Source organism: Deinococcus rubellus, assembly GCF_025244745.1.
Taxonomy (GTDB): domain Bacteria; phylum Deinococcota; class Deinococci; order Deinococcales; family Deinococcaceae; genus Deinococcus; species Deinococcus rubellus.
Window position 1 is genome coordinate 1,256,794 of sequence record NZ_CP104213.1, and the last position, 25,704, is coordinate 1,282,497.

The following is a 25,704-nucleotide window of genomic DNA, read 5'->3' on the forward strand; positions in this document are numbered from 1 at the left end:
GTTGGGGGCGGTTTTTTGTTGCCTGCATTACCTTGCCAGCCAGCGTGCCGCCGTCATTTCACCGCAAGACCCGCTGCGCTAGAATGGACATATGAGTGATCCCGTGAACATGGCGCTGTTTCTGGCGCAGAGCGTCGTCGATCAGCCTGCCGCTGTGCGGGCCACCCTGCGCGGCCCCACCATCATGCTGCGGGTCGCGGGCGGCGAGGAGGGCCGGGTCATCGGGCGTCAGGGCCGGGTCATCAGCGCCATTCGCACGCTGGTGCGCGCCGCCGATCCGCAGGGCAAGCTGGGTGTGGACCTCGATGCGCCGCGCCGCGAGCGGTGAGCGCCGCTGACAGGGCGGCCCCCGATCAGACCACCCTGATCGGGACGTTGCTGGGGCCGCACGGGGTGGCCGGGGCCATCAAGCTGCGGGTGATCGGCTCGGCGCAGCAGCTCGCCAAACTCAAGCGCTTTTATGTGCAGGGCCTGGGCTGGACGCGGGTGGCGAAGTTCGAGCTTCACGGCGCTGGCCCGGCCCTGACGCTGGTCGGCGTGAATGACCGCAATGCTGCCGAGAGCCTGCGTGGGCGGGAAGTCTACGCCCACGACAGTGAGCTGCCGGGATTGCCGGAAGGCGAGTACTACTACCACGAGCTGCGCGGCCTGCCGGTCAGGGACGCGGCCGGAACCCTGCTGGGCGAGGTCGTCGACGTGACCGACGCCGGGCATCAGGACCTGCTGGTGGTGCGCTCAGACACCAGCGGAGGTTTGATTCCGCTTCAGGCTCCCTACGTGCTGGTCGAGCGCGGCGCGGCCATCGTGCTGACCGGCGACGCGCCGGAGGGTCTGCTGACCGACGACCCGGTCGAGGAAGACCCGGAAGAAAACGCAGAGGAAGGCCACCCGGCAGAAGAAGACGGCGGTGAGGCGCGCGGCTAGGCTCACCTTCAGCCTCCTGACCCTCTTTCCGGAACTGCTGCGGCCCTTTACCCAGGAAGCGCTGCTGGGCAAGGCGCAGGGCAAGGGACTGCTCGACTACCGCCTGATCGATCTGCGCGACTACGCGGGCAACAAGCACCACAAGGTGGACGACCCACCCTACGGCGGCGGCGCGGGCATGGTCATCCGGGTGGACGTGGTGGAGCGGGCGCTGGCGGATTTGCAGGCGCAGGACCCACCCGACGAGGTGATCCTGCTTTCGCCCGCTGGGCCGCGCTTCGACCAGCGCACCGCCGAGGAACTCTCCGGCAAGCGCCACATTGCCCTGCTGTGTGGCCGCTACGAGGGCTTCGACGCGCGCAGCGAGTCGCTCATCACCCGCGAACTCAGCCTGGGCGACTTTGTGATGATGGGCGGGGAGGCCGCTGCCGCCTGCGTGCTGGAAGCGGTGGGCCGCCTGGTGCCCGGCGTCATCGGCGACGAGGAGAGCCACCGGCAGGACAGCTTTTCCAGCGGCCTGCTCGACTACCCGGAGTACACCCGGCCCGCCGAGTGGCAGGGCCAGGCGGTGCCGGACGTGCTGCTGGGCGGCAACCACGCGGCCATCGAGCGCTGGCGGCGCGACCAGGCACTGGGGCGCACGCTCTCACGCCGTCCCGATCTGCTGGCGCTGGCAAGTCTCACGCCGCAGGACAGCGCCGCACTCCTGACCCTGGGCGTCAGTGACGAGCAACTCAGCGCCTGGGGCGCGCCGCCGCCGCCGAAGGTGAAGCCGCGCCGCAAGAGGGGAGGGTAGGGCTTCAGTTCCGCGTCATCTCCAGCGGCACGACCCACTCGCCGAACTCCGCCTCGGTCACGTAGCCCAGGCTGAGCGCCGCGTCCTTGAGGCTGCTGCCTTCCTTGTGCGCCTTCTTGGCAATGGCAGCGGCCTTGTCGTAGCCGATGTGCTTGTTGAGGGCGGTGACCTGCATCAGATTGATGTCGAGGTTGTGCTGAATCTTCTCGCGGTTGGGTTCGATGCCCGCAGCGCAGTTGTCGTTGAAGGCCAGTGAGGCGTCACTGATCAGCCGAATGCTCTCCAGCACGGCGTGAACCATCACGGGCTTGAAGACGTTGAGCTGGAAATTGCCCTGCGTCCCGGCAAAGGCGACGGTGGCGTCGTTGCCGAAGACGCGGGTGGTGACCATCGTCATGGCCTCGGACTGTGTCGGGTTGACCTTGCCCGGCATGATGCTGCTGCCCGGCTCGTTCTCGGGAATGGTGATTTCGCCGATGCCGTTGCGCGGGCCACTCGCCAGCCAGCGCACATCGTTCGCCATCTTCATCAGTGCGCCCGACAGGGTGCGGATCGCTGCCGAAACCTGCACCAGCGCGTCATGGGCCGAGAGGGCGGCGAATTTGTTCTGGGCTGAATTGAACGGAAATCCGGTTTCCTCAGCGTACTTCTGGGCTGCCAGATCGCCGAATTTCGGGTGGGCGTTCAGCCCCGTTCCTACCGCCGTGCCGCCAATCGCCAGATCGTACAGCCCGGTTTCGGCGTGGCGCACTTCCGAGAGGGCGAAGTCCAGTTGCGCCACCCAGCCGCCGATTTCCTGGCCCAGGGTAATGGGTGTGGCGTCTTGCAGGTGGGTACGCCCCACCTTGACGACTCCGGCGAATTCTTCCGACTTGGTGTGCAGGGTGTCCCGCAGCTTGCCGACGCTGCCGTAAAGCCGCTCGTTGAGTTCCAGTACCACGGCGATGTGCATGGCGGTGGGGAAGGTGTCATTGCTGCTCTGGCCCCGGTTGACGTGGTCGTTGGGGTGCACGGGTTTCTTGCTGCCCATCTCGCCGCCCGCGAGTTCGATGGCCCGGTTGCTGATGACCTCGTTGGCGTTCATGTTGCTCTGGGTGCCGCTGCCGGTCTGGAACACCACCAGCGGGAAATGATCGTCGAGCTGACCGGAGATGACCTCGTCGGCGGCCTTCACGATCAGATCGGCCACGTCACGGGGCAACTCGCCCAGGTCGGCGTTGGCCTGAGCCGCGCCCTTCTTCAGAATGCCCAGCGCCCGGACAATCGGGCGGCCCATGACGAAGGTGTCGCGGCCAATCGGGAAATTATGGATGCTGCGCTCGGTCTGTGCGCCCCAGTAGCGGGTGCTGTCCACATCCAGCGTGCCCATGGTGTCGGATTCTTTGCGGGTCTGAGGTTTGGCTGATTCTGCTCGGGTTGAAGGGGTCATGGTTCTAGTTTACGGGCAGTGCCGGGCCTGAACAGTCCCCTGACCCCTTCCCAGGGGTCACAAACTGCACGCTGCAGGCCGGAAGTCTTGAACAAATCCGACATCCTCACCCCCACCGAACGGCGGATGCGCCTGCCCCTTCCTTCTGCCAGAGTGGGAGTGTGTCTTACCGTGAGTTCCAGCCCGACGTCCGCCTGAGCCATCTGGTGCGCGACTACTGGCAAGTAGACGGGTACCCCGACATCGGTCAGCAGGAACACCGGTTCATGCCGGAGGGACTGGTGCGCCTCACCTTCTACGCCGGGTCGACCTGGCGCGGCTCGCTGATGGGCAGCGATCTGGAGCTGATGCCGAGCGCCTCGCTGGAGGGCCTGACGCTGACGCCCCTGCGGGCGGTGTCAGTCGGCTCGACCAGGGCGCTGGGGGTGGAGCTGTACCCCTGGGGAGCGCGGCAACTGTTCGGCTGGGATTTCAGCGTCTCAACGCAGGACCTGAGCCTGAAGCACCCGCTGCTGGCCCGCGCCCTCAGCGCTCTGCTGCGGCTCAGCGCTTGGGCCGAGGCACGGCAACTGCTGGAAGCCTGGCTGCTGGAGCTGCTCTCGGAGCGGGGCCGCGAATCGGGTGCGGGGATCAGGGCCGCCGAGACGCTCTACAACACCCTGGGGCAAGTGAGGCTGGGAACGCTGGCCGGGGAACTGGGTCTCAGCGCCCGGCAACTCGAACGGCTGTTCGCGGCTGAAGTCGGGGTGAATGCCAAGACGCTCGCGCGCCTCATCCGCTTTGAGGAAGTCCACAACCGCTTGTGGCGCTCTCCGAACACCTCGCTCGCCCAGCTTGCCTACGAACTCGGATTTGCCGATCAGGCGCACCTGACCAGGGAATTCAAGATGCTCTCCTCGATGACGCCGCGCGCATTCGGGCAATTCGTGCAACTCGACGTCGCCCGCCTGCCCACCCACCTGCTGACGCCGAATCAGCTCGCGGAGCTGAGCATATCCCGTGCGGGCTGGGCGGGTGACCTGACGTCTGGCCGCCTGAACGCGGTCCACTGAACTGAAGTTCGTGTCGCGTTTCTTCAAGATTCCGTCTGAGCCGCGCCGCTAGCCTGCGGGCATGAACGCATCTCCCTCCAAAAAAGCGCCGCTCCTGTTTTTGCTGATCACCGCCTTCCTGTTCTCGGTGGGCATCAGTCTGGTGTTTCCGGTGCTGCCGTATATCGTCGCCAGATATGTGCCGCAGGTGTCGCAGCAGGCCGCTATCATCGGTCTGATCGGCGCGGCCTACGCCTTCTTCTCGTTTTTCTCGGCTCCTGTGCTGGGCGCACTGAGCGACGCGTACGGGCGGCGTCCGGTGCTGATTCTGAGTCTGGTGGGGTCAGCCACCGGCTACGTTATCTTCGGCATCGGCGGCAGTCTGTGGGTGTTGTTTGTGGGCCGCATCATCGACGGGCTGTGCGCGGGCGGCATGGGCGCACTGTTCGGCTACGTGGCCGACACCACCCCCGAAGATCAGCGCGGCAAGGTTTTCGGGCAGATCGGCGCGGCAGTGGGCGCGGGCTTCATCATCGGTCCGGCGATCGGCGGCCTGGCCTCGCATCTGAGCCTCAGCGCCCCGATGTTTCTGGCAGCGGGCGTCTCACTCCTCAATGTCTTGTGGGGTCTGTTCGTGCTGCCGGAAAGTCTGCCTGTGTCGCGGCGCGGCAAGCGTTTTGACGCCGCGCACCTCAACCCACTCAAGCAGCTTTCCGGCGCACTCTCGTACCCGGCGGTGCGGCGACTGGTGACGGTCAGCGTGCTGTTCGCCCTGCCGATGTCGGTCATGCAGGTGACGGTGGCGCTGCTGGGCCGCGACACGCTCGGCTGGGGAGCGTCCGAGGTCAGCACACTGTTTATTCTGGTGGGCGCGAGTGACATCGTGGGGCAGGGGGTGCTGCTGCCGTACCTGCTCAGAGTTCTCAAGGAACGCGGTGTGGCGATTCTGGGCCTTGGCATGGGCGTGATCGGCCTGGTGGGTCTGGCGCTGCTGACTGGCTTCCCCTACGCTGTCTTGATGTACGCCAGCACCCTGGTCTTTGCCATCGGTGAGGGAATCTTTACCGCCTCGCAAAACGCCCTGATCTCGATTGCCACTCCCGCAGAAGCACAGGGTCAGGTCCAGGGCGGGGCGGAAGCGTTCGGCTCGCTGGCGCAGATCGCTGGGCCGCTCGGCGGCGGGCAGCTCTACTCACGCCTCGGTCCCGGCGCGACCTACGGCGCGGCGGCAGGCTTGGGCGTGGCGGCGCTGGGTCTGCTACTGGGGCAAAAGCCGCTGGTCGCTGCTGTACCGGCCTCTGAGCCAGCTTGAAAGGGAGCAGTCCACACTGCCGCTAAAGCCCGCGAATCTTCGGAACGCCCGCATAGCCAATTCATACCCCTGACGCGAACCGGCGGGCGATCATCAGACCATGATTCACGCGCCCAGACCTCTCCCGGTGGTGGTGATCGGCGGCTCGGTGGGTGCGGTGGACGCCTAGGGTCTGTCTGGCTAAGTTTGATAGAGTCGTCTGTCATGGGCAGAACAGATCTCACGCCGGAACAATGGGCAAAACTGGAGCCTGAATGGCCAGGTAACCCCCGGCACGGACATGCCTACAAGCCGCATCTGCCGGTCATCAATGGTATTCTCTGGCGGCTGAAGACGGGAGCACCGTGGCGGGACATCCCAGAACGGTATGGCCCCTGGGAAACGTGTTGGGATCGCTTCACCCGCTGGTCACGCGATGGCACCTGGAAACGCGTCCTCGTGGCCCTCCAGGTCAAGGAAGATGCTCAGGGAAAGATTGATTGGGACGGCGCGTCCCTGGATAGCACCAGTTGTAAAGCCCACCGCGCTGCGGTGGGCGCACGAAAACAGCCAGCTAAGCTGGAAAAAAGGGGGCACTCAACGATGAGTGGCTCGGCATCAGCCGTGGAGGACGAAACAGCAAGATCCACGTGCTGACCGAGGGAAAACGCCGCCCGTTGGCCGTGCTGGTGTCGGAGGGTCAGGCCAGCGACCCGACCTACCTGCTTCCCCTCCTTGACGAGGTCTGCATCCGGCGGCCCGGTCCGGGCCGCCCTCGGAAGCGTCCGCCGATGGTGCGCGTAGATCGTGCGTACGGTGCACGGAAGTACCGTCAGCAACTGCGGAGCCGCAAGATCGTCTGTGTTTGTCCTGAACGCAAGGATGCCAAGAAAGCGCGGTTGAAGAAGGGCAGTCGTGGAGGTCGGCCCCCGAAATTCGACGCTGAAGCCGACAAGGGCCGCCAGGTGGTGGAATGCAACATCAATCGGCTCAAGGATTTTAGAGCACTCGCCACCCGCTACGAAAAACGTGGACATCAGTTTTTAGCCGTTGTACACGTTGCGTGCATTGTCCTCTGGCTCTGAAAACTCAGCCAGACAGACCCTAGGAGCGATTCTTCGTCGGCCTGCCGCTGGGCAGCCGGGATGGTCTTCGTGGTGGTCTCGCACCTCAGTCCGCATGTCGAGAGCCTGATGCCGGAAATTTTGCAGCGCTGCACGGTGCTGAATGTGCAGGCCATCCACGACGGCTTGCCCGCCGAGGCCGATCAGGTCTACGTGACCCCGCCCGGCTTCAGCGTGATTCTGGAAGGCGGGGCGCTGTACTTGCGTCCACTGGAAGACGCACAGGGCCACACCATCGATACTTTTTTCCGCAGTCTGGCGGCGGATCAGGGCGAGAGAGCGGTGGGCGTGGTGCTGTCCTGGGCCGCGACGGCGCGGGGGGTGCGCGGGCCATCTAAGGTGGCGGGCGGGTGCTGGTGCAGAACGCGGCCATGGCAGAGGCGGAGTTCCCGGCAATGCCCCAGAGCGCCGCTGCGACGGGCGTGGCTGACGCTGTGCTGAGCGCTGAGGCACTGGCGACCCGGCTCTACAACCTGGTTCACCATGACCTGAATCTCAAAAGTTGCCTGATCGAGGTCGGCGAATTGGGGAGCCTGCCGCCCGAGGGCCACAGCGGGTTGCCGCGCATCCTGCTGCTGGTGCGCTCACGCACTGGCCACGATTTCAGCGGCTACAAGCCCAGTACCCTTGTGCGTCGCATCGACCGGCGCATGAAAAGTCAGCAGATCGCCACGTTGGCCGAGTACCGCCAGCAACTCAGCCAGACGCCCGGCGAGGTCGAGGAAGCGCCCGAGTGAGTCTCAGCGGTGCAGCGCCGGACCTTTGGGCAGCGCCACCCAGAAGCGCACGCCCTCATCTTCCTTGCTCTCTCCCCAGATGCGCCCGCCGTGACGCAGCACGATCCGCTTGACGATGGCCACCCTAGCCCCAGCCCCAGCCCCGGCCCCCCGAACTGCCTGGGGCTGTGCAGGTGCTGAAACAGTGCGAACAGCCGCCCCTTCTGGCGCATGTTGAAGCCGACGCCGTTGTCTTCGATCAGAATGATGTACTCGTGGGCATTTTCCTGGGCGCTGATGCGGATCTGAATTTCGGGGCGTATGGCGCTGAATTTCAGGGCGTTGTCGAGCAGATGAAAGAACGCCAGCTGAAGGGTGCGGCTGTTGCCTGTGACGGTGGGCAACGGGCCCTGGGTCCAGGTGACCGGGCGGCCTTCGAGCTGGGGCGCAGGTTCTTCTTGACTTCCGCGATCACCTTCTGCAGGCTCACCGGAATGAACCGCGACCGCTGCCGCCCCAGTCGGAAATACTCGGTGAGGGCTGTGGCCAGCACCTGCACCCGTTCGGCGGCCCCCACCATTTAGTGGTGCTCTGGGTGTGGTCAGTGGGCGGGTCCTGCGTCTGCGGCAGCTTCTGGCGCAGCAGGGCCGCGAAACTGCCGATGTGGCGCAGTGGGGTGTCGAGCGCCAGCATGGTGGACTGCACGAAGGTTTCAAGTTCTTCGTTGAGTTCCTGAATCTGGGCGGTGCGCTGTACGACGCGCTCCTCCAGCGTTTCGTTGAGCGCCAGAATGGAGGCCTGCACGCCCTTGAGAGCTGTGATGTCAGTCACCGCCATCCGAATTTCTGAGCCGTTCAAGACGGCGTCAAGCTGCCCGTCGAGCGCTTCTGATCCCGGACGCAGCAGCCGCAGTTCCAGTCGCTGGACTTTGGGCTGTGGGCCGCTGGGCTGGCCTGGCCCACCTGAATTGTCAAGCTGGCCAGGTGCACCCGCACCTCACTGAATCAGGCGCTTGAGCAGCGCGGCCAGTGAGGTGCGTGATCCTTCGTCCACAAATAGTAGGAAGCGCCGCCCCAGCAACTGCTCGCGCCCCAGCCCCAGCAGCGCCTGGCCAGCAGCGTTCACCTCGGTGATGTGTCCGCCCTGATCGAGCGAGAAATAGCCCACCGGGGCTAGATCGTAGAGCTGCTGGTAGCGGTCACGGGCCCGCTTAAGCTCCGAGTTGCTGAGCTGCAATTCCTCGTTTTGCAGGGTCAGCTCGACCTGACGCACCTGGAGTTCGTGCTGCTGACTCTGAAATTCGAGCTGACGCTGTTCCAGGGTCGGCGCGGAGCTGAGCAGTGGCGGCGGCTGAAGCTGATCCTCGGCCTGCTGGCGCAACGCCTGGGGCGAGCGATTGGGGGCGGGTGCTTCCGGTTGGTTAGACATTTCGCGGCCCCCAGGGTGGGTGACAGTCAAATTCAGAAAGGCGGCGGCCAGTAGTCTTCAGGATGAGCGCCCTTGGAAAACCGGATTTATCTGAAAATTAAGGAAGCGCGGCCCGCGACTTCGGAGCCGCAGCGAGGCCGCCGTGCCCTGTGAGCTGATCTCTAATCTACCGCGTCGGAACATTCGGCCCGCCGCCCGCGTAGACTGAGCCATGAAACCCCGGACGCCGACGGCCCACCTGGCCCTGATGCTCGCCGCGCAGGCTGAGGAGGCGAGCGCAGGTTACCTGAAACTCATCTACGAGGGCGGAGTGTTTCAGGACGCCGTGCCCATGAGCGGCGAGCGGCTGATGCGCGGTGAGCGCGGCTACACCCTCGCGCCCAACGCTTACGGCGGCGAGTGGAGCCTGGTGCTGGGCACCGGGGCTGATCTGCTCACCAATAAGGTTCACCTGACGTACCTGAGCAGCAGCCAGACGTTGTCGCAAAGCGGTCCCACCATCGGCAAGCTGATGGCCCGGCTCAGTTCGGGCGCGGCCAAGAGCTGCTTTAACCTCAGCGCTGAGCGTTTGCCCGCCCTCAAGAGCTGGGTGGAAACGAGTGTCCGGAGCGGCGCGAAAGACGACGTGAACTTTGAGCGCCGATTCGGGCCGCTGCGGGTACAGGTGCTGACCAGCCGCAGTGACGCCCAGGCCGACGTGGACGTGCTGCTCTGGCGTGGCGGGCCAGCGGGCAACGCGGGGGCCTGAGCTGGACTCTGGGGTCAGCATCTGTCGGTAACTATTGGGGACTTTCCCCTTCTCCTGCGGTGTTAAACTCTCTGCATGACGCGCCTGACTCCAGACGACGCCGCCCTGCTCGCCCCCAGCTTGTTAGAGAAGGCCGAGCGCGGAGAGCGCCTGAACCACGCAGAAATCACCGCCCTCTATTCGCTGCCGCTGCCCGAGGTGGCGGCGGTGGCCCACGAACTGAGGTTGCGCCGCAGCGACCCGGACACCGTGACGTTTCTGATCGACCGCAATATCAACTACACCAACATCTGCAACGTAGGCTGCAACTTCTGCGCCTTTTACCGCACCAAGCGCCAGAAAGACAGCTATACCCTCGACTACGAGCAGGTGTCGGCCAAGATCGTGGAGCTCGAAGCGGTGGGCGGCTCGCGCATCCTGATGCAGGGCGGGGTCAACCCCGAGTTGCCGCTGGAGTACTACACCGGGCTGCTCAAGTTCATCAAGCTGCACCACCCCAGCATCCGCATCGAGGCGTTTAGCCCCGAAGAAGTGCTGTTCATGGAAAAAACCTTCGGGATGGATCTCGACACCCTGCTCGACACGCTGATCGAGGCGGGGCTCGACGGCCTGCCCGGCGCGGGCGGCGAGATTCTGGAAGACGACATTAGGGCCAAGGCGGCTCCCGCCCGCATCCGCAGCGCCGATTGGTTCCGCATCCTCGACGCGGCGCAGCGTAAGGGTCTCTATACCATCAGCACCATGGTCATCGGCTTCGGCGAGAGCTACGCCCAGCGCGCCAGCCACCTGATCAAGATCCGCGATCAGCAGGACAAGGCCATGCACGACTACGGCATCGGCTTTGCGGGGTTTGCCATGTGGAGCCTCCAGACCGAGCACACCCGCTTGCACGGCAAGGCTCCCGGCGCGTCGGCGCATGAGTACCTGCAGCAGCTCGCCATCGCCCGCATCGCCCTCGACAACCAGCCCAATATCCAGGCGTCGTGGCCCGCCCAGGGCTTCAAGGTGGCGCAGGCGGCGCTGTACTACGGAGCAAGCGACCTGGGCAGCACCATGCTGGAAGAAAATGTGGTGTCGGCGGCGGGCGGCGGCGGGCGGCACAGCGCCACCGTGCGAGAACTCGTCCGCATCGCCCATGACGCTGGATTCAGGCCTGCCATCCGCAACAGCTACTTCCAGATTCTGCGCTACCCCGACGTGGAGACCGTACTGGACATCGGCAGGGGGGCCGAGGCGGAAGAGGAGCGGGCGGTGGGCGTCTGAGCACGCTGCCCTCCTACCGGGCAGGCTGGATTCACTACACCAACGTGGCCCCGATTCTCGACGATTTGAGTCTGCCGCCGGGCGTGAGCGCCGTGACGGGCGTGCCCACCCAGATGAATGCGGCGCTGCTCTCGGGCGAGGTGGATATCGCCAACATCAGCGCGGTGGAATTCATCCGCAATGCGGGTACCCTGGCGGCCCTGCCGGATTTCAGCGTGTCGGTGCTGGGTCCGGTCTACAGCGTCAATCTGTTTCACCGCGTACCCTGGCAGGCCCTGACGCGGGTGGCCCTGACCGCCCAGAGCGCGACCAGCGTGGCCCTGCTGGAAGTGCTGCTGAAGGAGAGCGGCGTGACGCCGGTGCTGGAGCGCGCCGAGGGCACTGCCCAGGAGCTGCTGGCGTCCGGCTACGACGGGGTGTTGCGCATCGGCGACAGTGCCCTGCGCGAGTGGTACGGGGTGGTCGGGCCGCTCACCGAGGCCACCACCATGACGGCTTTGCCGCACACGCGCGGCGGCGTCACCGTCACCGATCTGGCTGAGAAGTGGTTTGAACTCACCGGCCACCCCTTCGTCTTCGCGGTGTGGGCCTACCGTCAGGCCGTGCCGCCGCCCGCCGCGCTGGTGCAGGCCATGCGCGAGGCCCGCCGCAGCGGCATCGGCCACCTGAGCGAAGTGGCCGAGCGACACGCCCGCAAGCTGGGACTTCCCGCCCGCGTGGTGCAGCATTATCTCTGGAACTTCCGCTACCACCTGGAAGCCCCGGACCGCCTGGGTCTCGACGAATTTGCCGCCAAAGCCGTGCCGGGCCACGCCCCGCTGGTGTTCGGAATGCCGCCGGGCTGAATGAAACTCCGGAAGTGCCGCCGCCCGTCAGGAGTTCAGGCTCAACATCGCTGGCGGCGGCGCTTCCAGCTTCATGTCCTCGCCGCTGAGCGGGTGCCGGAAGTGCAGGCGGTGGGCGTGGAGCCAGTAGCCGCCGTCGCCGGGCAGCCCCGGCAGGTGCGCCAGGGGCAGACCGCCCGGTGCGTAGAGCGGATCGCCGACCAGCGGATGCCCGATGCTGGCCAGGTGAATGCGGATCTGGTGTGGGCGGCCGGTGCGGATGTCCACCTCGAAAAGCGTGGCATGCTCACGGCGTTCCAGCACCGTCGCCAGGCTGCGCGAGGGCTTGCCGTGCGGGTTGGCCGCGTAGACCTCGCCCAGCAGGGGGTGCGGCACCGGGCCAATCGCCACGCCGATGTCGTAGTGGTCTTGCTCGGCCAGACCCTGCCCCAGCCCCAGGTAAAATTTGCCGATCTGCTGCTCGCGCCAGTCCTGTGCCAATTTTGACGCCGCTGCGGATGTGCGGGCAAACAGCACGACGCCCGAAGTACCGCGCCCCAGGCGGTGCAGTGGACTGGCTCCCGGAAAGTCAGCGCGGACCAGATGCAGCAGGGTATGGTCCAGAAAACCGCCGCCGGGCAGGGTGGGCAGGCCGCTGGGCTTGCTGACGGCGATGAGGGCAGCGTCCTCATGCAGCAGTGAGAAATGCAGCGGGGCGGCTTCTTCCTGCCAGGGTGGGCGCTGCCAGACGAGCCACTGTCCGGTCCTGAGCCGCTCCTGGCCGCTGGCCGGGCGCTGGTCGAGCGTCACCTCACCGCGTGCGAGCTTCGCCTGCCATTCCTCGGGCGTGGAGTGCGGATAGCGTGCCGCCAGGTAGGGCGCGAGGAGCTGCCCCTCGGCGCGCTGTCTCAATTGTTCGCGGTAGGCGTAGCCGCCGTTGAGGGCCATGGGCCGAGCTTAGCGCAGGTTTCCGGCAGCGGCGACGCAACTTACCGCGCCGTCACCTGATGCAAGCTGACTCAAGCCTAAAGAGCATGCTCATGTGTTCCCGCTAGGATACGTTTCATGTTGAAGGCTTTTCGCCCCCCGGCCCTGCTGGCCGCTACCCTGCTGTTGACCGGCACCCTTGCGGGCCAGGCCGCCGCGCAAACCACCGCTCCCGTGACAGCGCCTGCGACACCTGCTCCCGTTGCCCCCGCACCCATGACTCCTGCTCCAGCAGTGCCCAGTCCGGCTATATCCAGTCCGGCCACGCCCAAAGCGCCAGTGCGCCTGAACGTGCCGGGCAACGCGGCCTCGGCGCTGGGCATCGAGGTCAGCGCGGTGGTGTCGGGGCGATTGCTGGGTTGCCCCAAGGCGCTCAAGCTGAGTGCCGGGGCGCTGTGCCTCTACGCTGCCAACTCGGCCTCGGCACTGCGCCCCGCCATCAAGGCCAAACTCGGCACGCGGGCGGGTGAGTGGAAGCTGTCGGGCAAGGCCAGCAGTCTGGCCGTGACGAGTGGCAAGACCCTCTCGCTGGTGCTGCTGGCCGAGATCTCCGCCAAGGAAACGCTGGTGGTCGTGGATACCCCGGCCTCTGCGTCCGCTCCCAGCGCCGCAGCGGCGGGCCGCCCGGCGACCCCGTTGGGCGCGGTCAAGGGCGAGCCGTACCTGCTGGGCAGCGACCTGAAGGGACTGGTCAACGTGACCTCGCTGGGCGCGGGGCAGTTCAAGCTGGAGCGCACCGGCCAGCCGACCCTGACTGTGACGGCGGGCAAGACCAGCGCCCTGCTCGGCGGCGGTAGCGTGACCCTGCCGCTCGCCCCCGCCTCGGACGGTAAGAATCTGGTGCTGCCGTTCTCGGCCCTGAATGCCCTGGGCTGCACGTCCGCGCCCAACGGCAAGGTGCTGACGGTGTCGTGCGGCGCGAACAGCGTGGGCATCAAGCCGATTGTCTTCTGAGCCAGGCCCTTTGAATCTGGGCGGTTGAAGCGGAGGCACAGGTCAGGTGACCTCCTCCGCTTTTGTTTGCATGACCAGCGGCCCCATTTCTGCATCTGAAGCCAGGTATCCCCACGAAACGGGTTCAAGTTAGAGCGCGAGATCACTTCTGGGGAAGCCTGTTTGACGGCCCTCTGACCCTCCTGCGGTGCATGGCCCGGCATCTTGCCCCGCGTCATGCACCGCAGGAGGGTCTATTGCCTGCCACAAAAAACCCCCACCCAGGCTCGGGCGGAGGCTCTAGAAAAATGCGGAATGGGGGAGGGTGCAGGCGTCAGTCTGTCGCGGGGGCGATTCTGCCCGGCAGTGCTTCGACTTCCACTTCTCTAGGCTTCTGACGATTCTTCTCGAAGCGGTAGAACACGCTCGGCACCACGTAGAAGGTCAGCAATGTGCCGGTAATCACGCCGCCCATGATCACGATGCCCAGCCCACGCCGGAACTCCGCACCCTCACCGCCGCCGAAGATCAGCGGAATGCTGATGACCAGCACCGTCACAGTGGTCATGATGATGGGCCGGAAGCGCAGCTCGGCAGCTTCGATCAGCGCTTCCTTGATCGGCAGGTGGCGCATGCGTTCCACCACGAATTCCAGATACAGAATCGAGTTTTTGGTGGCCAGGCCCAGCAGGATCACCATGCCCAGAATCGTGATCACGTCCAGCGAGGTCTTGAAGAAGAACAATGTCCAGACTGCGCCGACAATCGCCAGCGGCACCGGCAGCAGCAGGTACAGCGGGTAGCGAAACGAGTTGAACTGGCTGCCCAGCACCAGGTACGTCATCAGTACGGCCAGCACCAGCACGGCGGGGCCGTAGACGACCAGGTTGCCAGTCAGGCCCGCTGAGCCGAAAGATGAAGCATTGCCCAGGCCCACCCCGCCGCTCAGAATGCCCGCCTTGGTGGCGTTGTTGATGATGGTCTGCTGGTACGAGAAGGCATTGGGGCCGCCCTTCTTCAGGTTGATGTTGATGGTGGCGGTGTACGCCTTGTTGAAGCGGTTGAGGGTCGCGGGCGCTTGCTGGAGGCGGAAGCTGCCGAGGCTGGAGAGCGGCACGTTGGCCCCCAGTACTGAGGAATAGACCGTCTGCGAGAGCAACGACTGCTCGGTTTGCAGCAGGCTCGGATCGAGCTTGACCACGATATCCACGCTGTTGTCACCGTCGCGCAGGCTGCCCGCCTTGCTGCCGTCGTTGTAGCTTCTCAGGGCCTGGGCCAGATCGGAAGTCGTCAGGCCGGAGCCGACGAGCTGCGCCTGGTTCGGCACGAAGTTGCGCTCTTGGCGGGTGGCGCTCAGGCTGCTGGTCACGCTGCTGAGGTTGCTGTCCCTGCCGAGCAGGCGGATCAGGTCGCGGTTCTTGGCTTCCAGCACTGTCTGGTTGGGAGCGCTGAGGGCCAGACTGATGTCCGAGGAGCCGCCGGGGCCGTTTTGCTGGGCGGCCACGCTGAGCGTTTCCAACGTCACGCCGGAGAGTGCTTTCTTGAGTCCGACCTGGTAGTTGGCGACCAGACTATCGATACCGGGGCGCAGCTTCTTGTCAATCAGGGTGACGGTGATGGCGCTGCCGTTGGCCCCGGTGCCCTGACTGCTGCCGCTGCCCACGCTGGTCGAGACCAGCTTCACGTCTTTCTGGGCCAGCAGATACTCTTCCATCTTGCGGGTGGCGAGGTTGGTCTGGTCCAGGCTGGTGCCCACCGGCAGGGTCAGACTGGCCGTCAGGATGCCGCCGTCGCTCTTGGGCACGAAGGCAAACCCCACCTTGCCAATCGGAATGGCGATGGTAAAGAGGAAGGCCACTGCCAGCAGGATGATCAGCAGGTTGCGCGGCAGTGCCCAGGCCACGCTGCGGGCGTAGGCGCGTGCCAGCCGGATGACCGCGCCGTTGACGATGCCGTGCAGAGTAGAGGTGACGGCTTCCAGCAGGCCCAGCAGCGCCATCAGCACGTAGCGCACCAGGCCGATGATCAGCGGGTAGAGCAGCAGGGCCGCGAAGATGGCCGGGCCGGTGCCCGCGCGGCGCGAAACGACGGCCAATACGACGCCGTACACAACCAGTCCCAGGATGCCCCAGGCGCTCAGCAAGGTCTTGCGGGCAAAGCCCCATTTAATAATTTCTGGCAATCTTCCCAGCAAGCGGCCAAACTGCGGCCAGCCGATGGGATCGGGGTCGCGGGTGTAGGCCATGCGGACGGTGAGAAACAGCAGCGATTCCAGCCAGCTCAGTGCAATGGCGGCAATGAGTCCGATAGCAAACTGCCGGAAGAACTGGCCCAGAATGCCCGGCATGAAGCTCAGCGGCACCAGCACGGCCAGCAGCGAGAAGCTGGCTGCTGTGACGGCGCTGAACACTTCCGAGCCGCCGTAAAGCACCGATTTGAGCTGGTCATAGCCGAGGTCGCGGTAGCGCTGCACGTTCTCGGCCACCACGATGGAGTCGTCCACGACGATGCCGATGGCGACGATGATGGCCAGGAGGGAAATCAGGTTGAAGGTAAAGCCGAACAGGCTGTACAAAAGCGGCGCGGCGCTGATCGAGATGGGAATGGCCAGCACCACCGCGAAGACCGTGTTGAGCCGCCCCAGGAACAGCAGCACGACCACGCCCACTGCCGCGATGCCGATCAAAAATTCCTTGAAGGTGTCGTTGACGGTGGCGCGGGTGGTGCGGGTGCTGTCTTCCGAGAGCGAGAGCCGGTAGCCCGGCGGCAGCTTGACGCTTTCCATGCTGGCCCGCACGCTGTCGGCCACCGACACCGAGTTGGTGCCGGACGCCTTGCGCACGCCCAGCAGCACGGCGGGCTGGCCGTTGAAGCGGGCGTAGCTGCTGGCTGCCGCCGAGGTGTCGCGCACCGTCGCCACGTCGCTGACGGTCAGCCCGGTCTGCGGGTCCACGATGATGCGGCCCACGCCTTGCAGGCTGGTCGGGGTGTTGCGGGTGGAGAATCCGATGGAGTTGCCGTTCTGGGTCAGCGATCCAGCGGGCAAATCGAGCGCCGACGCGCCGATGGCTGCCGTCAGCCGCGCCGGGGTCAGGTTGTAGCTTTGCAGCTTGGAGGGATCGATCAGTACCTGAATCTGCCGGGTCGGCCCACCCGACACGGTGATGTCGGCCACGCCCGCGACGCGCTGGAGCCGGGGCACCAGGGTGTCGTTGGCGTAGGTGGCCACGTCGGCGGCCCGCGCCGTGCCGCCCTGCAAGGCCAGCGTCAGAATCGGCTGGGCGTTGGGGTCGAACTTCTGCACGATGGGGGCGTCGGCGTCGTTGGGCAAAGTTCCCCGGATGGCCGCCACCGACTGCGAGACGCTGTTGGCCGCCGAGTCGATGTTGGTGCCGTCCTGAAAGGTGATGATCACCGCACTCTGGCCGCTGGTGCTGGTAGAGCGGATATCCGAAACGCCGCTGATGGTGCTGACGGCGTCCTCGATTTTGCGCGAGATCTCGCGGTCCACCTGATCGGGCGTCGCGCCGCTGTAGCCGGTGGACACGGCCAGAATCGGCACCTCGAAGTTGGGCAGCAGTTCGACGCCCAGCCGGGTGGTATTGAGTAAGCCCAGCAGCACCACGGCCACGAAGACGCCGATGGAGAAGACGTAGCGCGTGACGCTGAAATTGATGGCCGGGTTGATCTTGGGCAGTGGTTCGGAGGAGTGCGGGCCGGAGGGCGTGGCCTGACTTGAGCCGACTTTGTTCAAACTGACTTTGCTTGAGTGGACCGTTTCGGAATTGGCCTGCTCGCTCGCCTCCGCCCGGCCCTTCATCCGGGCGCGCATTCTGCCGATCAAGTTGCTGTCGTCGCCTTTGGGCTGATCCGCCATACTTTATTCACCGACCTTGATGCTCGCGCCGCCCTGGAGGCTCGGCGGCACCGGATAGATCACTCTCGCGCCCGCCGGAACGCCGCTGACGGCGGTCTGCCCCTGTGACTCGGCCAGAATCTGAACGGTTCGCCGTACCGCCGTGCTGCCCTCGGCCAGATACACCGCGTTGTCGCCGCCGTCGTTCTGGATCGCGCCGCTGGGCAGCAGGGTGCCGGACGCGAGAGTGACCCGGTAGCGCATCTGTCCCACGCCGCCCACCGGCAGGTTGCTGGCGCTGGCTCCGTAAAGCCGGGTGGTCAGCGGCACCAGCCGGTCACTGCCGGTCACCCGGTCTCCCTCCTTGATGACGGCCAGGTACGTCTTGCCGCCGTAATCGAAATTGAGTTTGCTGCCCGCTCCCAGCGCGGCGGCGTCGCCCGGCGCGACGTTGAAGTCGGCGGTCAGGCTGCTGCCGTCCACCAGCCGGAACACGGCGGTGCCGGTGTTGACGTACTCGCCCAGCTTGGCGCTGATGGAGGCCACCGTGCCGGAAAAGGGAGCGCGGACGCTGGCCTTGGCCAGATTTTCCTGGGCCTGCCGCACCGCCACCTGGGCACTCTGCACCTGGTTTTGCAGCAGGGCCAGGCTGCTGCCGCCGCTCTGGCCGTTCTGGGTCAGGTTATTTTTCGCCAGCGAGAGCGCCGACTGGGTCTGGGCCAGGGTCGCCTCGCTGGCGGTCAGGTCGGCCTGGCTGATGCCGCCCAGCGCGTACAGCTTGCGGCTGGACTGGGCGTCTTGCTGCGCCTTGTCGGCGTTGGCCTGGGCCGCCGTGATGGCCGACTGCAATTGCCCGGTGCTCTGGCCGGTGTTGCGCCGCGTCTGATCGAGGTTGATCTGGGCGTTTTTAAGCTGAATCTGGGCGTTGTCGAGTGCCTGTTGAATCGCTGAGGGGTCGAGCTGCACCACGATCTGCCCGGCCTTCACGCTCTGACCCGCCGTCGCCAGCACCCGCGTCACCGCGCCGCTGGCGAGTGCGGCCACCTGGCTGTCCTGAACCGCTGTGACGGTGGCGCTGGCAGTGCGGCTGACCGTCAGGCCACCCTGCTTGGGCTGGATGACGCTGACATCCAGGGCGCTGCTCTTGGGCGGGGCGGCGTCGAGATTGTTCTGGCCGGAGGTGGTCGTGGTGCTGGCGCTGCTGGCCGGGCTGCCCGCTCCCGCCTTGTCTGCGGCGGGTTTGTTGCATGCGCCCAGCAGCAGTGCCAGACCCAGCAGCGCCGCCAGCGCCGGTGAGGGTGGGTGGACGGCCTTCATGCCTGGGCTCCTTTTCACGACTGGGCGACTTTTCATTATTGGGCCAGTCCCGTCACGTCTTTTCCGGCGGCCACCGAGAGGGCGGCCAGGGCCTTCCAAAAGTTGTCCTGGGCCTGGGCCAGCGCGAACTGCGCCGAGAGGAGCTGCACCTGGGCGTTTTGCACGTCGACGGCGGCAGCGGTTCCGGCTTTGAGCTTGGCCTGCGCCTGGTTTAGCGTGGTCTGCTGGGCGGCGAGGCTGGCCGCGCTGATACCGACCTGCTCGCGGGCATTCTGGGCGGCGCGGTAAGCGTCATTGAGGCTGGTCAGTGCGGCCTTGCGGCCACTGTCGAGGTCACGCTGGGCGTTACTGAGCGCTGTCTGGGCGTCTTGCAGGGTGCGGGCCGGAGTGTAGTCGTTGTCCGAGACCTTGACCTGAAGTTGCGCCGACTGCACGGTGTTGGCGGCCTGCACCAGTGTCGGCAGGCGGCCATCGAGTCCGGCTTGCAGTGAGGCCAGTGCAGCGCTGAGTTGCGGCGGCGCGGGCGGGGCCTTGACGTTGATGGCCGTCTGGCCCAGGCCCAGTGTTTTGGCGAGCTGGGCGGCGGCGATCGGGCGCTGCGCCTTGGCGTCGGCGAGTTCCTGCTGGTTGCTGCTGAGGCTGTTCTGGGCCTTGGTCACGTCGAGCTGGGTGGCGACTTTGGCCGCCAGTCGGGCCTGGGCAATTTGCAGGCTGCGACTGTAGTAGTTGACCTGGGCGGTATTGAGGTCTGTGCGCTGCTCGGCCTCGTAGATGGCCAGGTACTGCGTCACGACCGTCTGCATCACCGTCAGCTTGGTGTTGCTTAAATTTACCTGGGCGCTTGCCAGCCCCTGCTGGGCACTGACCTGATCGGTGATGATGCTGGTGGGATCGGCGCGCACCGCCTTGTCGTTGGCCTGGGCTTTTTGCAGGTTGGCGCGGCTGGTGGTGGTGTCGGGGCCGCTGGCCAGGGCACGGGTCACGGCGTCAGGCAGACTCAGGGCCGTGCTGGTCTGGGCGCTGGCCTGGGCCGCCAGGCTGAGGGTCGCCAGCAGGGCCAGCGCATTGAGGGTAAAAGGTCGGGCGGCAGAATGGTGGGCAGTGCGGCTGGGGGTGGTCATGGCTTGGCTCCGTTGATGGGGGTACTTGGATGGGGTTATTTGGAAGTGGGGGTGCTGGAATCGGGACTGATGGACACGAGCAGCAGGGCCGGGTCGAACTGGGCGCTGGCCTTGGCGAGCTGCACCTGGGCCAGGTACGCGGCGTTGAGCGCCTGATCGACCCCGAACTGGGCATTCTGCACGCCCACCTGGGCGACATTCACGTCCAGCGCCGTGCCGAGTCCCGCCGTCAGACGGGCCTGGGCCGAGGTCAGCACCATCTGTGCCCGTGTGAGGGCGGTGCGCTGCACGTCCAGCAGGCGGCGGGTGTTGAGGGCGTCGTTGTAAGCGCGGCGCACGCCGAGTTCCACGCTGCTGCGCGCACTCTCCAGGGCCAGTTCAGCACTTCTCACGCTGCTCTGGGCGCTGGCGATGGCCGCGTTGGCCGCGCCGCCCAGCACGTCGAAGCTGCCGGTGAGGCCCAGCGAGAGCGAGGTGGGAATCGGCGTGCTGCCGGTGCTGGTCGGCAAGCTGAAGGTGGCGGCGGCCACTCCGGTCTTGACGTTCAGGCTGCCGCCGACGCTGCGCCCGCCGCTGCCGGTCAGGCTCAGTTGGCCGTAATTGACGCTGGCCGAGAGGTCGGGGAGGCGTTCGCGCTGGGCGCTGGTCAGGGAGGCGCGGGCGTCGGTGAGCTGCGAGGCGGCTTTCTGAATCTCGCTGCGCTGGCCCAGCGCACTGGCCAGCAGATCGGCCAGCGGCGCGGGCGCGCCCGGAATGCTCGGCACACTCGGCAAGATCAGCCGCGCCGCCAGGCCCACGTCCAGCCCTGCGTCGCTGAGCAGCTGGCGCTCGCCAATTTCGCGGGCGGCCTGGGCATTCACGGCGCTGGCCTGGGCACTTTCCAGGTTGCCCTGGCGGGTCAGCAGGTCCTCGACGCTGATCAGGTTGTTCTGGCGCTGATCCTGGGCCACGCCGAGCTGCTGGCTGGCGAGCGCGGCCTGGGCGGCATTCAGGGTTTCCTGCTCGGCAGCGAGCTGGGCCGACAGGTAACTCTGGGCGGCTCCCAGCAGCAGCGTCTGGCGGCTGTCTTGCAAGTCGAGTGCCGCCCGGCCAAGCGCCCGCTCGGCGCTGCGAACACCGTCGAATGCGCTGCCCCACGGCAAGACGGCGGCGCTGACCTGGCCCGTGAGGGTGCTCACTGCCTGCCAGTCGCCGCTGTCCACGGGCGACTTGCCTGCGCTCACGCTGCCGCCCAGTGTCAGGTCAAGTCCGACGCGGGCGCGGGCCGAGTCGAGCGCGTACTGCGCGGCCTTGTACTGTTCCTCGGCGCTGCGCCAGCCTGCCGAGCCGCGAATGGCCCGCTGCACGTCGGCAAAGGTCAGCACCGCATTGCTCAGGGCAGTGGGCGGCGCGGGCGCGGTGATGGGCGCGGGGTCGGGCGGTGCCGTGGTCTGGGCCAGTGCGGGTGTCAGAGCCGCGCACAGCAGCCAGGCGGTCAGCGCCGCTGTGCGGGAACTTCTTGGGCGTGGGAGAAAATTCAAGCATTCACCTCGGCGGCGTGAGAGGGCGGCATCGGGAGGGCGTGGGGGAAAGAGAGATTTCGGCTCAGAACGCTGAATCTGCCAGGCCGCCGGGTGGGGCCACCGTTTCTGTTGTAACGCTCTCATAGACGGTGGATCAACTCACTTTAGGGGGAGACGGTAGGGCTGGGGCGGTCTCGCTGCCCGGAGGGGGTGGGGCCAGGCCGGTCCACCAGGCATCGAGGAGGTGTTCTACATAGCGCTCGGTGTCGACGCTCGGCCCCAGCATCAGCTCGCGGTGAACGTGGTTGGTCAGCGAGCCGATCAGGGCGTCGGCCACCACCTCGCAGTCCACCTCGCGCAGCCGTCCCAGCGCCACCTCGGCGCGCAGGTAAGCGGCAATGGCGGCGATATCGTCGCTCACCGGGTCATGGTCCGGTCTGGGCTTGCTGCCGGGGGCGTGGCCGCGCGACCACATCACCATTAGCGGCGGCAAGATGACCCGCGCCATCCGGACGATCAGCCAGGCCAGGCGCTTGAGGTTGGCGCACAGATCGCCCTGACCGACCAGGCTGGTGATTTCCTTGTGCCAGCCGCGTCCCTCACTTAGACCGACGGTTTCGGCGAACAGATCCTCCTTGGTCGAGAAGCGTTTGAATAAGGTGCCCTCCGAGACCCCGGCGCGGCGGGCGATCTCGGCGGTGGTGGCCGAAAAGCCCTGCTCCAGAAAGACTTCGCGGGCCGCGTCCACGATCTGCTGATCGCTGATGGTACGTGGTCGGGCCATAAGTAAGTATGGACTCACTTACCAACCTGTTGTCAAGGGACGGGCGTGGGTCGTCGGGGGAGTCACGGCCATGAACCTGAGTGCCGGTCACACTTCAGCGCTCAGCGCCCGCCGGTAGAACCCACGAAGAGGAGGGTTGAGCCGCGCCGCCTGGAACACACCACACCCTCGCCTCGCCGCAGGACCGCTAGACTCGGCGCATCATGGCTGACTCCAGCACCGTACAACACCTGATTCTCGCCAAGCCCAGGGGCTTTTGCGCGGGCGTCGTGATGGCGATAGGGGCCGTCGAGAAAGCGGCCCAGAGCGAGAGCGGACCGCTGACGGTCTACCACAGCATCGTCCACAACCACACCGTCGTCGAGCGGCTGGAGCAGGGCCACGGCGTCCGCTTCGTCGAGGATCTGGACATTCTGGAGGCGTTGCCAGCGGGCAGCCAGACACTGGTGTTCTCGGCGCACGGCGTCTCGCCGCAAGTGAGGCAGCGCGCCCGCGAGCTGGGCCTGTCCACCATCGACGCCACCTGTCCGCTCGTCACCAAAGTGCATACCGAGGCAAAGAAGTACGCCCGCGAGGGCTACACCATCCTCTTGATCGGCGACAGCGCCCGCCACCAGGAAGTCATCGGCACGCTGGGCGAAGCGCCCGGCAGCACCATCATCGTGGGCGTGCTGGGCAAGACCGGGCCGGGGCTACACGATCCGCACACCGTCGAGGTGCCGGACCCCGAGAAGTTGGTGGTCCTGACCCAGACGACCCTTAGCGTGGACGACACCCGCCGCACGGTGGAGATTCTCAAGGCCCGGTTCCCGGCGCTGGTCATTCCGCCGAGCGAGGACCTGTGTTACGCCACCAAGAACCGCCAGGACGAGGTGCGGCGCATCGCTCCGCAGGTAGACGCCTTCCTGGTGCTGACCAGTACCCACAGCAGCAACGGCATGAGACTCCTCGAACTGGCCGCCAGCCTCTGCCCCCGTGCCTACCGCTTGGATACCGCCGCCGACCTCGACGCCCTCGATCTGAGCGGCGTCCAGACCATCGGCATCAGCAGCGCCGCCAGCACCCCCGACGATCTGGTGCAGGCTGTCGTGGAGGTGTTCCGGGCGCGCAATCCGGCACTTCAGGTCACCGAGCAGGGCGAGTGGGAAAACATCCTCTTCCGCGAGCCGAAGAAGGTGGGGCCGCAGGAAGAACTGCTCCGAAGTCAGCGCTGAGGAGAACCGGGTGCTGAAGAAGCTAGACTCGGGCCATGCGCGCCGCCGTCTTCGGAGATATTCACGGCAACCTGCCTGCCCTGGAAGCAGTCCTGGCCGATGTGCGGCGGCACGCGCCCGATCTGCTGATCTGTCTGGGCGACGTGGCCATGACCGGTCCTTTTCCCGCCGAGTGTCTGCACTTGGTTGCCTCGCTCAACGGTCCGGTGGTGATGGGCAACGCCGATGCGGAGCTGCTCCGGCCCTGGCCCACCTTCAAGCCGCGCGGCCTGCCCGACGAGCGCGCCATCTACGAACTGGACGCCTGGAGCCACGCGGCGGTGGGGGAGCTGGAGCGCGGGCTGGTGCGGACCTACCAGCCGACGGTGGATATCTTGCCGGGCGTGCTGGCCTTTCACGGCAGCCCTGAGAGCTGCACCGAGGTCCTGAACGCTGAGACGCCTGAGGTACGTCTGAGCGAATTGCGCGCCGAATTCGGCCCGGCTCCCCGGTGGATCGGCGGCCATACCCACCGCCCGCTGCTGCGGACGCTCGAAGGTTGGCACCTGCTCAATCCCGGCTCGGTGGGCCTGCCGTTCGAACTCAGAAACGGCGTCTACCTGAATGTGGCCCGCGCCGAGTACCTGCTGCTCGACCTGCTGCCGGGCAAAGGGCTGGGCGGCGGGCAGGTGCAGTTCCGGCAGGTGCCGTATCCGGCCAGACTCATTCAGGACGGGTTGCGGGCGGCCCGCGTGCCGGACGCTGAGCGCTGGGCTTCGGATTGGGTGGACGCCTGAACGATTTTCTTCGGCTAAGCTGGACCCATGAGTCTTCACATGAACGCCGCCGAAAATCAGATTGCCCCCACCGTGCTGCTGCCCGGCGACCCCAGACGCGCCCAGCACATCGCCCAGACCTTTTTCACCGACCCCGTGCAGCACAACGACGTGCGCGGCATGCTGGGCTTCACCGGCAGTTACAAGGGCAAGCCGGTTTCGGTGCAGGGGACTGGGATGGGGATGGCCAGCGCAGGCATCTATATTTACGAGCTGATCAACGATTACGGCTGCCAGACGCTGGTAAGGGTCGGCACCTGCGGCAGCTACCGCGAGGACGTGCAGGTGCGCGACCTGATTCTGGCGCAGGCCGCCTGCACCGATTCCAACATCAACAACATCCGCTTCGGGGCCAAGAACTTCGCGCCGATCGCTGATTTCGGGCTGCTGCTGCGGGCTTACCAGGTGGCCCAGGCACGCGGCCTGCGGGCGCACGTGGGCAACATCATGAGCAGCGACACCTTCTACCACGACGATTTCGACCAGTACAAGATCTGGGCCGAGTTCGGGGTGCTGGGCGTGGAGATGGAAGCCGCGCAACTCTATACCCTGGCCGCCAAGTTCGGTGTCCGGGCGCTCACCGTGCTGACGGTGTCCGACCACCTGATCACCCACGAGGAAACCACCGCCGAGGAGCGCCAGACCAGCTTCAACGGCATGATCGAGGTGGCCCTCGACGCGGCGCTCGAAACGGCCTAGCCCGCTCACAGTTGGCTGACCCTGAGCGCGCTTGAATGGCTCCATGACTGGCCCCGAGAGCACTTCCGATCCCTTCTCCAACGGGCACGGCTTTCTGCCCAGTACCCAGGCCCCAGCGGAGGTGGCCCCCGACGCCCTGTGGTTGGTTTTTTCCGGCGACAAGGTATTGCTCGGCCCTGAGCTGGGCTTACCGAATCAGCGGCCCGGCGACAGCGAGGGCGCAGTTTATCTGGGCCAGCAGTCCGGGCGGCAGGTCTGGGGTGCGCGGCTGGTAGGGGAGGCGGCCCAACCGTTCGGGCTGCACCGGCTGCGCGGCCTCTACGGGCGTGTCCCAGACTGGCTGTGGCTGCTGGGCGGCTACGCCTACCAGATCGCCGAGTGGGACCGGACCCACCGCTTTTGCGGCAACTGCGGAGCGCACACCCTGCCGGACGCTGCCGAGCGGGTGCGGCGCTGTCCGGCCTGCGGCCTGAGCGTCTACCCGCGCCTGGCCCCGGCCGTGATGGTGCTGCTGACCCGCCGACAGGAGGGCCGGTTGCAACTGCTGCTGTGCCGCTCGCCGCAGTTTCCGGCAGGGATGTACAGTGCCAACGCGGGCTTCGTCGAGCCGGGTGAGAGCGTGGAGCACGCCGCCCACCGCGAGATGCTGGAGGAAACCAATCTGGACATCGCCAACCTGCGCTATTTCGATTCGCAGCCCTGGCCGTTTCCGCACAGTTTGATGCTGGCTTACAGCGCCGAGTACGCGGGCGGCGAGATTATCCCGCAGCCGGGGGAAATCGAGGACGCCCGCTGGTTTGACGAGGCCGATTTACCGGCGCTGCCGGGCCGCGCCAGCATCGCCCGCCGCTTGATCGAGTCGGTGGTGGGGCCGCGCGCGGGCGATTGACCGCGCAGCGGCG

25 protein-coding genes and 1 pseudogene are annotated in these 25,704 nt (G+C 66.2%); 16 read left to right on the forward strand and 10 right to left on the reverse strand.

All coding sequences use genetic code 11. The annotated features are described in order from the left end of the window. Positions 1 to 91 precede the first annotated feature (91 nt). The 3 genes from N0D28_RS06625 to trmD are packed head-to-tail and all read left to right on the forward strand — an operon-like array spanning position 92 to position 1,720. On the forward strand, positions 92 to 328 hold the full coding sequence (locus N0D28_RS06625) for a KH domain-containing protein (protein ID WP_161880342.1): 237 nt from the start codon (positions 92 to 94) through the stop codon (positions 326 to 328). After that, complete coding sequence (rimM, locus tag N0D28_RS06630; protein WP_260561577.1) at positions 325 to 924, forward strand: ribosome maturation factor RimM; 600 nt, start codon at positions 325 to 327, stop codon at positions 922 to 924. The genes N0D28_RS06625 and rimM overlap by 4 nt, the downstream gene beginning before the upstream one ends. Beyond that, the gene (trmD, locus tag N0D28_RS06635) at positions 908 to 1,720 is read left to right on the forward strand and encodes a tRNA (guanosine(37)-N1)-methyltransferase TrmD (RefSeq protein WP_260561578.1); all 813 of its coding nucleotides are present in this window, start codon (positions 908 to 910) and stop codon (positions 1,718 to 1,720) included. Before rimM ends, trmD begins: the two co-directional genes overlap by 17 nt. Positions 1,721 to 1,724: 4 nt before the next feature. On the opposite strand, the gene fumC is transcribed toward trmD, so the two are convergent. Continuing rightward, the gene (gene fumC, locus N0D28_RS06640; protein WP_260561579.1) at positions 1,725 to 3,149 is read right to left on the reverse strand and encodes a class II fumarate hydratase; all 1,425 of its coding nucleotides are present in this window, start codon (positions 3,147 to 3,149) and stop codon (positions 1,725 to 1,727) included. Between the two features lie 161 nt (positions 3,150 to 3,310). On the opposite strand from fumC, the gene N0D28_RS06645 reads away from it, so the two are divergent. The 5 genes from N0D28_RS06645 (at position 3,311) to N0D28_RS06665 (ending at position 7,332) form a co-directional block, all read left to right on the forward strand. Next, a complete protein-coding gene (locus N0D28_RS06645) occupies positions 3,311 to 4,201 on the forward strand; it encodes an AraC family transcriptional regulator (protein ID WP_260561580.1) in 891 nt (296 codons plus the stop codon). 61 nt (positions 4,202 to 4,262) lie between these two features. Next, positions 4,263 to 5,492: an MFS transporter gene (locus tag N0D28_RS06650; RefSeq protein WP_260561581.1), complete on the forward strand. Its 1,230-nt coding sequence runs from the start codon at positions 4,263 to 4,265 to the stop codon at positions 5,490 to 5,492. A 204-nt stretch (positions 5,493 to 5,696) separates the two neighbouring features. Next, positions 5,697 to 6,556, forward strand: a protein-coding gene (locus N0D28_RS06655; protein WP_260559100.1) for an IS5 family transposase whose coding sequence is annotated in 2 segments (ribosomal slippage) — positions 5,697 to 6,054 and positions 6,054 to 6,556 — 861 coding nt in all. Because the reading frame shifts where the segments join, the coding sequence is not laid out codon by codon here. A 60-nt stretch (positions 6,557 to 6,616) separates the two neighbouring features. Then, positions 6,617 to 7,036 (forward strand): chemotaxis protein CheB, encoded by a 420-nt coding sequence (locus N0D28_RS06660; RefSeq protein WP_260561582.1) that lies wholly within the window; start codon positions 6,617 to 6,619, stop codon positions 7,034 to 7,036. After that, entirely contained in the window at positions 6,991 to 7,332 is a 342-nt protein-coding gene (locus tag N0D28_RS06665) for a hypothetical protein (protein WP_260561583.1), read from the forward strand. Before N0D28_RS06660 ends, N0D28_RS06665 begins: the two co-directional genes overlap by 46 nt. A 191-nt stretch (positions 7,333 to 7,523) precedes the next feature. Here N0D28_RS06665 and N0D28_RS15655 read toward each other — a convergent pair. From N0D28_RS15655 to N0D28_RS06675, 3 genes and pseudogenes are all read right to left on the reverse strand, one after another. Next, positions 7,524 to 7,715 (reverse strand): annotated as a pseudogene (locus N0D28_RS15655) (ATP-binding protein); the annotation flags it as partial. A gap of 82 nt (positions 7,716 to 7,797) precedes the next feature. Next, on the reverse strand, positions 7,798 to 8,142 hold the full coding sequence (locus tag N0D28_RS06670; protein WP_260561584.1) for a hypothetical protein: 345 nt from the start codon (positions 8,140 to 8,142) through the stop codon (positions 7,798 to 7,800). Positions 8,143 to 8,307: 165 nt separating this feature from the next. Then, on the reverse strand, positions 8,308 to 8,739 hold the full coding sequence (locus tag N0D28_RS06675) for a PAS domain-containing protein (protein ID WP_260561585.1): 432 nt from the start codon (positions 8,737 to 8,739) through the stop codon (positions 8,308 to 8,310). A gap of 211 nt (positions 8,740 to 8,950) precedes the next feature. On the opposite strand from N0D28_RS06675, the gene N0D28_RS06680 reads away from it, so the two are divergent. From N0D28_RS06680 to N0D28_RS06690, 3 genes are all read left to right on the forward strand, one after another. Beyond that, a complete protein-coding gene (locus N0D28_RS06680) occupies positions 8,951 to 9,487 on the forward strand; it encodes a hypothetical protein (protein WP_260561586.1) in 537 nt (178 codons plus the stop codon). 75 nt (positions 9,488 to 9,562) lie between these two features. Continuing rightward, positions 9,563 to 10,750: a CofH family radical SAM protein gene (locus tag N0D28_RS06685; RefSeq protein ID WP_260561587.1), complete on the forward strand. Its 1,188-nt coding sequence runs from the start codon at positions 9,563 to 9,565 to the stop codon at positions 10,748 to 10,750. A 44-nt stretch (positions 10,751 to 10,794) separates the two neighbouring features. Next, positions 10,795 to 11,595: a menaquinone biosynthetic enzyme MqnA/MqnD family protein gene (locus N0D28_RS06690; RefSeq protein WP_260561588.1), complete on the forward strand. Its 801-nt coding sequence runs from the start codon at positions 10,795 to 10,797 to the stop codon at positions 11,593 to 11,595. A 27-nt stretch (positions 11,596 to 11,622) separates the two neighbouring features. Here N0D28_RS06690 and N0D28_RS06695 read toward each other — a convergent pair whose 3' ends face one another. Continuing rightward, positions 11,623 to 12,522 carry an RluA family pseudouridine synthase gene (locus tag N0D28_RS06695; RefSeq protein ID WP_260561589.1) on the reverse strand — a complete coding sequence of 300 codons (900 nt, stop codon included), beginning with the start codon at positions 12,520 to 12,522 and terminating at the stop codon, positions 11,623 to 11,625. A 117-nt stretch (positions 12,523 to 12,639) separates the two neighbouring features. Between N0D28_RS06695 and N0D28_RS06700 the strand changes: the two genes are divergently transcribed. Beyond that, positions 12,640 to 13,515 (forward strand): hypothetical protein, encoded by an 876-nt coding sequence (locus tag N0D28_RS06700; protein WP_260561590.1) that lies wholly within the window; start codon positions 12,640 to 12,642, stop codon positions 13,513 to 13,515. Between the two features lie 313 nt (positions 13,516 to 13,828). Here N0D28_RS06700 and N0D28_RS06705 read toward each other — a convergent pair whose 3' ends face one another. The 5 genes from N0D28_RS06705 to N0D28_RS06725 all read right to left on the reverse strand — a co-directional run bounded on the left by N0D28_RS06705 (position 13,829) and on the right by N0D28_RS06725 (position 22,074). Further along, positions 13,829 to 17,371 (reverse strand): efflux RND transporter permease subunit, encoded by a 3,543-nt coding sequence (locus N0D28_RS06705; RefSeq protein ID WP_260561591.1) that lies wholly within the window; start codon positions 17,369 to 17,371, stop codon positions 13,829 to 13,831. A 3-nt stretch (positions 17,372 to 17,374) separates the two neighbouring features. Then, the gene (locus tag N0D28_RS06710) at positions 17,375 to 18,667 is read right to left on the reverse strand and encodes an efflux RND transporter periplasmic adaptor subunit (RefSeq protein WP_260561592.1); all 1,293 of its coding nucleotides are present in this window, start codon (positions 18,665 to 18,667) and stop codon (positions 17,375 to 17,377) included. Positions 18,668 to 18,702: 35 nt separating this feature from the next. Then, positions 18,703 to 19,788 (reverse strand): TolC family protein, encoded by a 1,086-nt coding sequence (locus tag N0D28_RS06715; protein ID WP_260561593.1) that lies wholly within the window; start codon positions 19,786 to 19,788, stop codon positions 18,703 to 18,705. A 35-nt stretch (positions 19,789 to 19,823) separates the two neighbouring features. Beyond that, positions 19,824 to 21,308 (reverse strand): TolC family protein, encoded by a 1,485-nt coding sequence (locus N0D28_RS06720; protein ID WP_260561594.1) that lies wholly within the window; start codon positions 21,306 to 21,308, stop codon positions 19,824 to 19,826. Positions 21,309 to 21,444: 136 nt separating this feature from the next. Next, positions 21,445 to 22,074, reverse strand: a complete 630-nt coding sequence (locus N0D28_RS06725; RefSeq protein WP_260561595.1) for a TetR/AcrR family transcriptional regulator — start codon at positions 22,072 to 22,074, stop codon at positions 21,445 to 21,447. A gap of 203 nt (positions 22,075 to 22,277) precedes the next feature. Here N0D28_RS06725 and ispH point away from each other — a divergent pair, with 203 nt between their 5' ends. The 4 genes from ispH to nudC are packed head-to-tail and all read left to right on the forward strand — an operon-like array spanning position 22,278 to position 25,691. Continuing rightward, entirely contained in the window at positions 22,278 to 23,288 is a 1,011-nt protein-coding gene (ispH, locus tag N0D28_RS06730; RefSeq protein WP_260561596.1) for a 4-hydroxy-3-methylbut-2-enyl diphosphate reductase, read from the forward strand. Positions 23,289 to 23,323: 35 nt separating this feature from the next. After that, complete coding sequence (locus tag N0D28_RS06735; RefSeq protein ID WP_260561597.1) at positions 23,324 to 24,064, forward strand: metallophosphoesterase family protein; 741 nt, start codon at positions 23,324 to 23,326, stop codon at positions 24,062 to 24,064. 27 nt (positions 24,065 to 24,091) lie between these two features. Next, the gene (gene deoD / locus N0D28_RS06740) at positions 24,092 to 24,802 is read left to right on the forward strand and encodes a purine-nucleoside phosphorylase (protein WP_260561598.1); all 711 of its coding nucleotides are present in this window, start codon (positions 24,092 to 24,094) and stop codon (positions 24,800 to 24,802) included. A 43-nt stretch (positions 24,803 to 24,845) separates the two neighbouring features. After that, entirely contained in the window at positions 24,846 to 25,691 is an 846-nt protein-coding gene (gene nudC / locus N0D28_RS06745) for an NAD(+) diphosphatase (RefSeq protein ID WP_260561599.1), read from the forward strand. The last annotated feature ends 13 nt before the right edge of the window (positions 25,692 to 25,704 follow it).

Coding starts and splice junctions, on each gene's coding strand:
- N0D28_RS06625 (WP_161880342.1), top strand. CDS start 92: ATGAGTGATCCCGTGAACATGGCGCTGTTTCTGGCGCAGAGCGTCGTC.
- fumC (WP_260561579.1), bottom strand. CDS start 3,149: ATGACCCCTTCAACCCGAGCAGAATCAGCCAAACCTCAGACCCGCAAA.
- N0D28_RS06650 (WP_260561581.1), top strand. CDS start 4,263: ATGAACGCATCTCCCTCCAAAAAAGCGCCGCTCCTGTTTTTGCTGATC.
- N0D28_RS06660 (WP_260561582.1), top strand. CDS start 6,617: ATGGTCTTCGTGGTGGTCTCGCACCTCAGTCCGCATGTCGAGAGCCTG.
- N0D28_RS06665 (WP_260561583.1), top strand. CDS start 6,991: ATGCCCCAGAGCGCCGCTGCGACGGGCGTGGCTGACGCTGTGCTGAGC.
- N0D28_RS06675 (WP_260561585.1), bottom strand. CDS start 8,739: ATGTCTAACCAACCGGAAGCACCCGCCCCCAATCGCTCGCCCCAGGCG.
- N0D28_RS06680 (WP_260561586.1), top strand. CDS start 8,951: ATGAAACCCCGGACGCCGACGGCCCACCTGGCCCTGATGCTCGCCGCG.
- N0D28_RS06685 (WP_260561587.1), top strand. CDS start 9,563: ATGACGCGCCTGACTCCAGACGACGCCGCCCTGCTCGCCCCCAGCTTG.
- N0D28_RS06695 (WP_260561589.1), bottom strand. CDS start 12,522: ATGGCCCTCAACGGCGGCTACGCCTACCGCGAACAATTGAGACAGCGC.
- N0D28_RS06700 (WP_260561590.1), top strand. CDS start 12,640: ATGTTGAAGGCTTTTCGCCCCCCGGCCCTGCTGGCCGCTACCCTGCTG.
- N0D28_RS06705 (WP_260561591.1), bottom strand. CDS start 17,371: ATGGCGGATCAGCCCAAAGGCGACGACAGCAACTTGATCGGCAGAATG.
- N0D28_RS06710 (WP_260561592.1), bottom strand. CDS start 18,667: ATGAAGGCCGTCCACCCACCCTCACCGGCGCTGGCGGCGCTGCTGGGT.
- N0D28_RS06715 (WP_260561593.1), bottom strand. CDS start 19,788: ATGACCACCCCCAGCCGCACTGCCCACCATTCTGCCGCCCGACCTTTT.
- N0D28_RS06725 (WP_260561595.1), bottom strand. CDS start 22,074: ATGGCCCGACCACGTACCATCAGCGATCAGCAGATCGTGGACGCGGCC.
- ispH (WP_260561596.1), top strand. CDS start 22,278: ATGGCTGACTCCAGCACCGTACAACACCTGATTCTCGCCAAGCCCAGG.
- N0D28_RS06735 (WP_260561597.1), top strand. CDS start 23,324: ATGCGCGCCGCCGTCTTCGGAGATATTCACGGCAACCTGCCTGCCCTG.
- deoD (WP_260561598.1), top strand. CDS start 24,092: ATGAGTCTTCACATGAACGCCGCCGAAAATCAGATTGCCCCCACCGTG.
- nudC (WP_260561599.1), top strand. CDS start 24,846: ATGACTGGCCCCGAGAGCACTTCCGATCCCTTCTCCAACGGGCACGGC.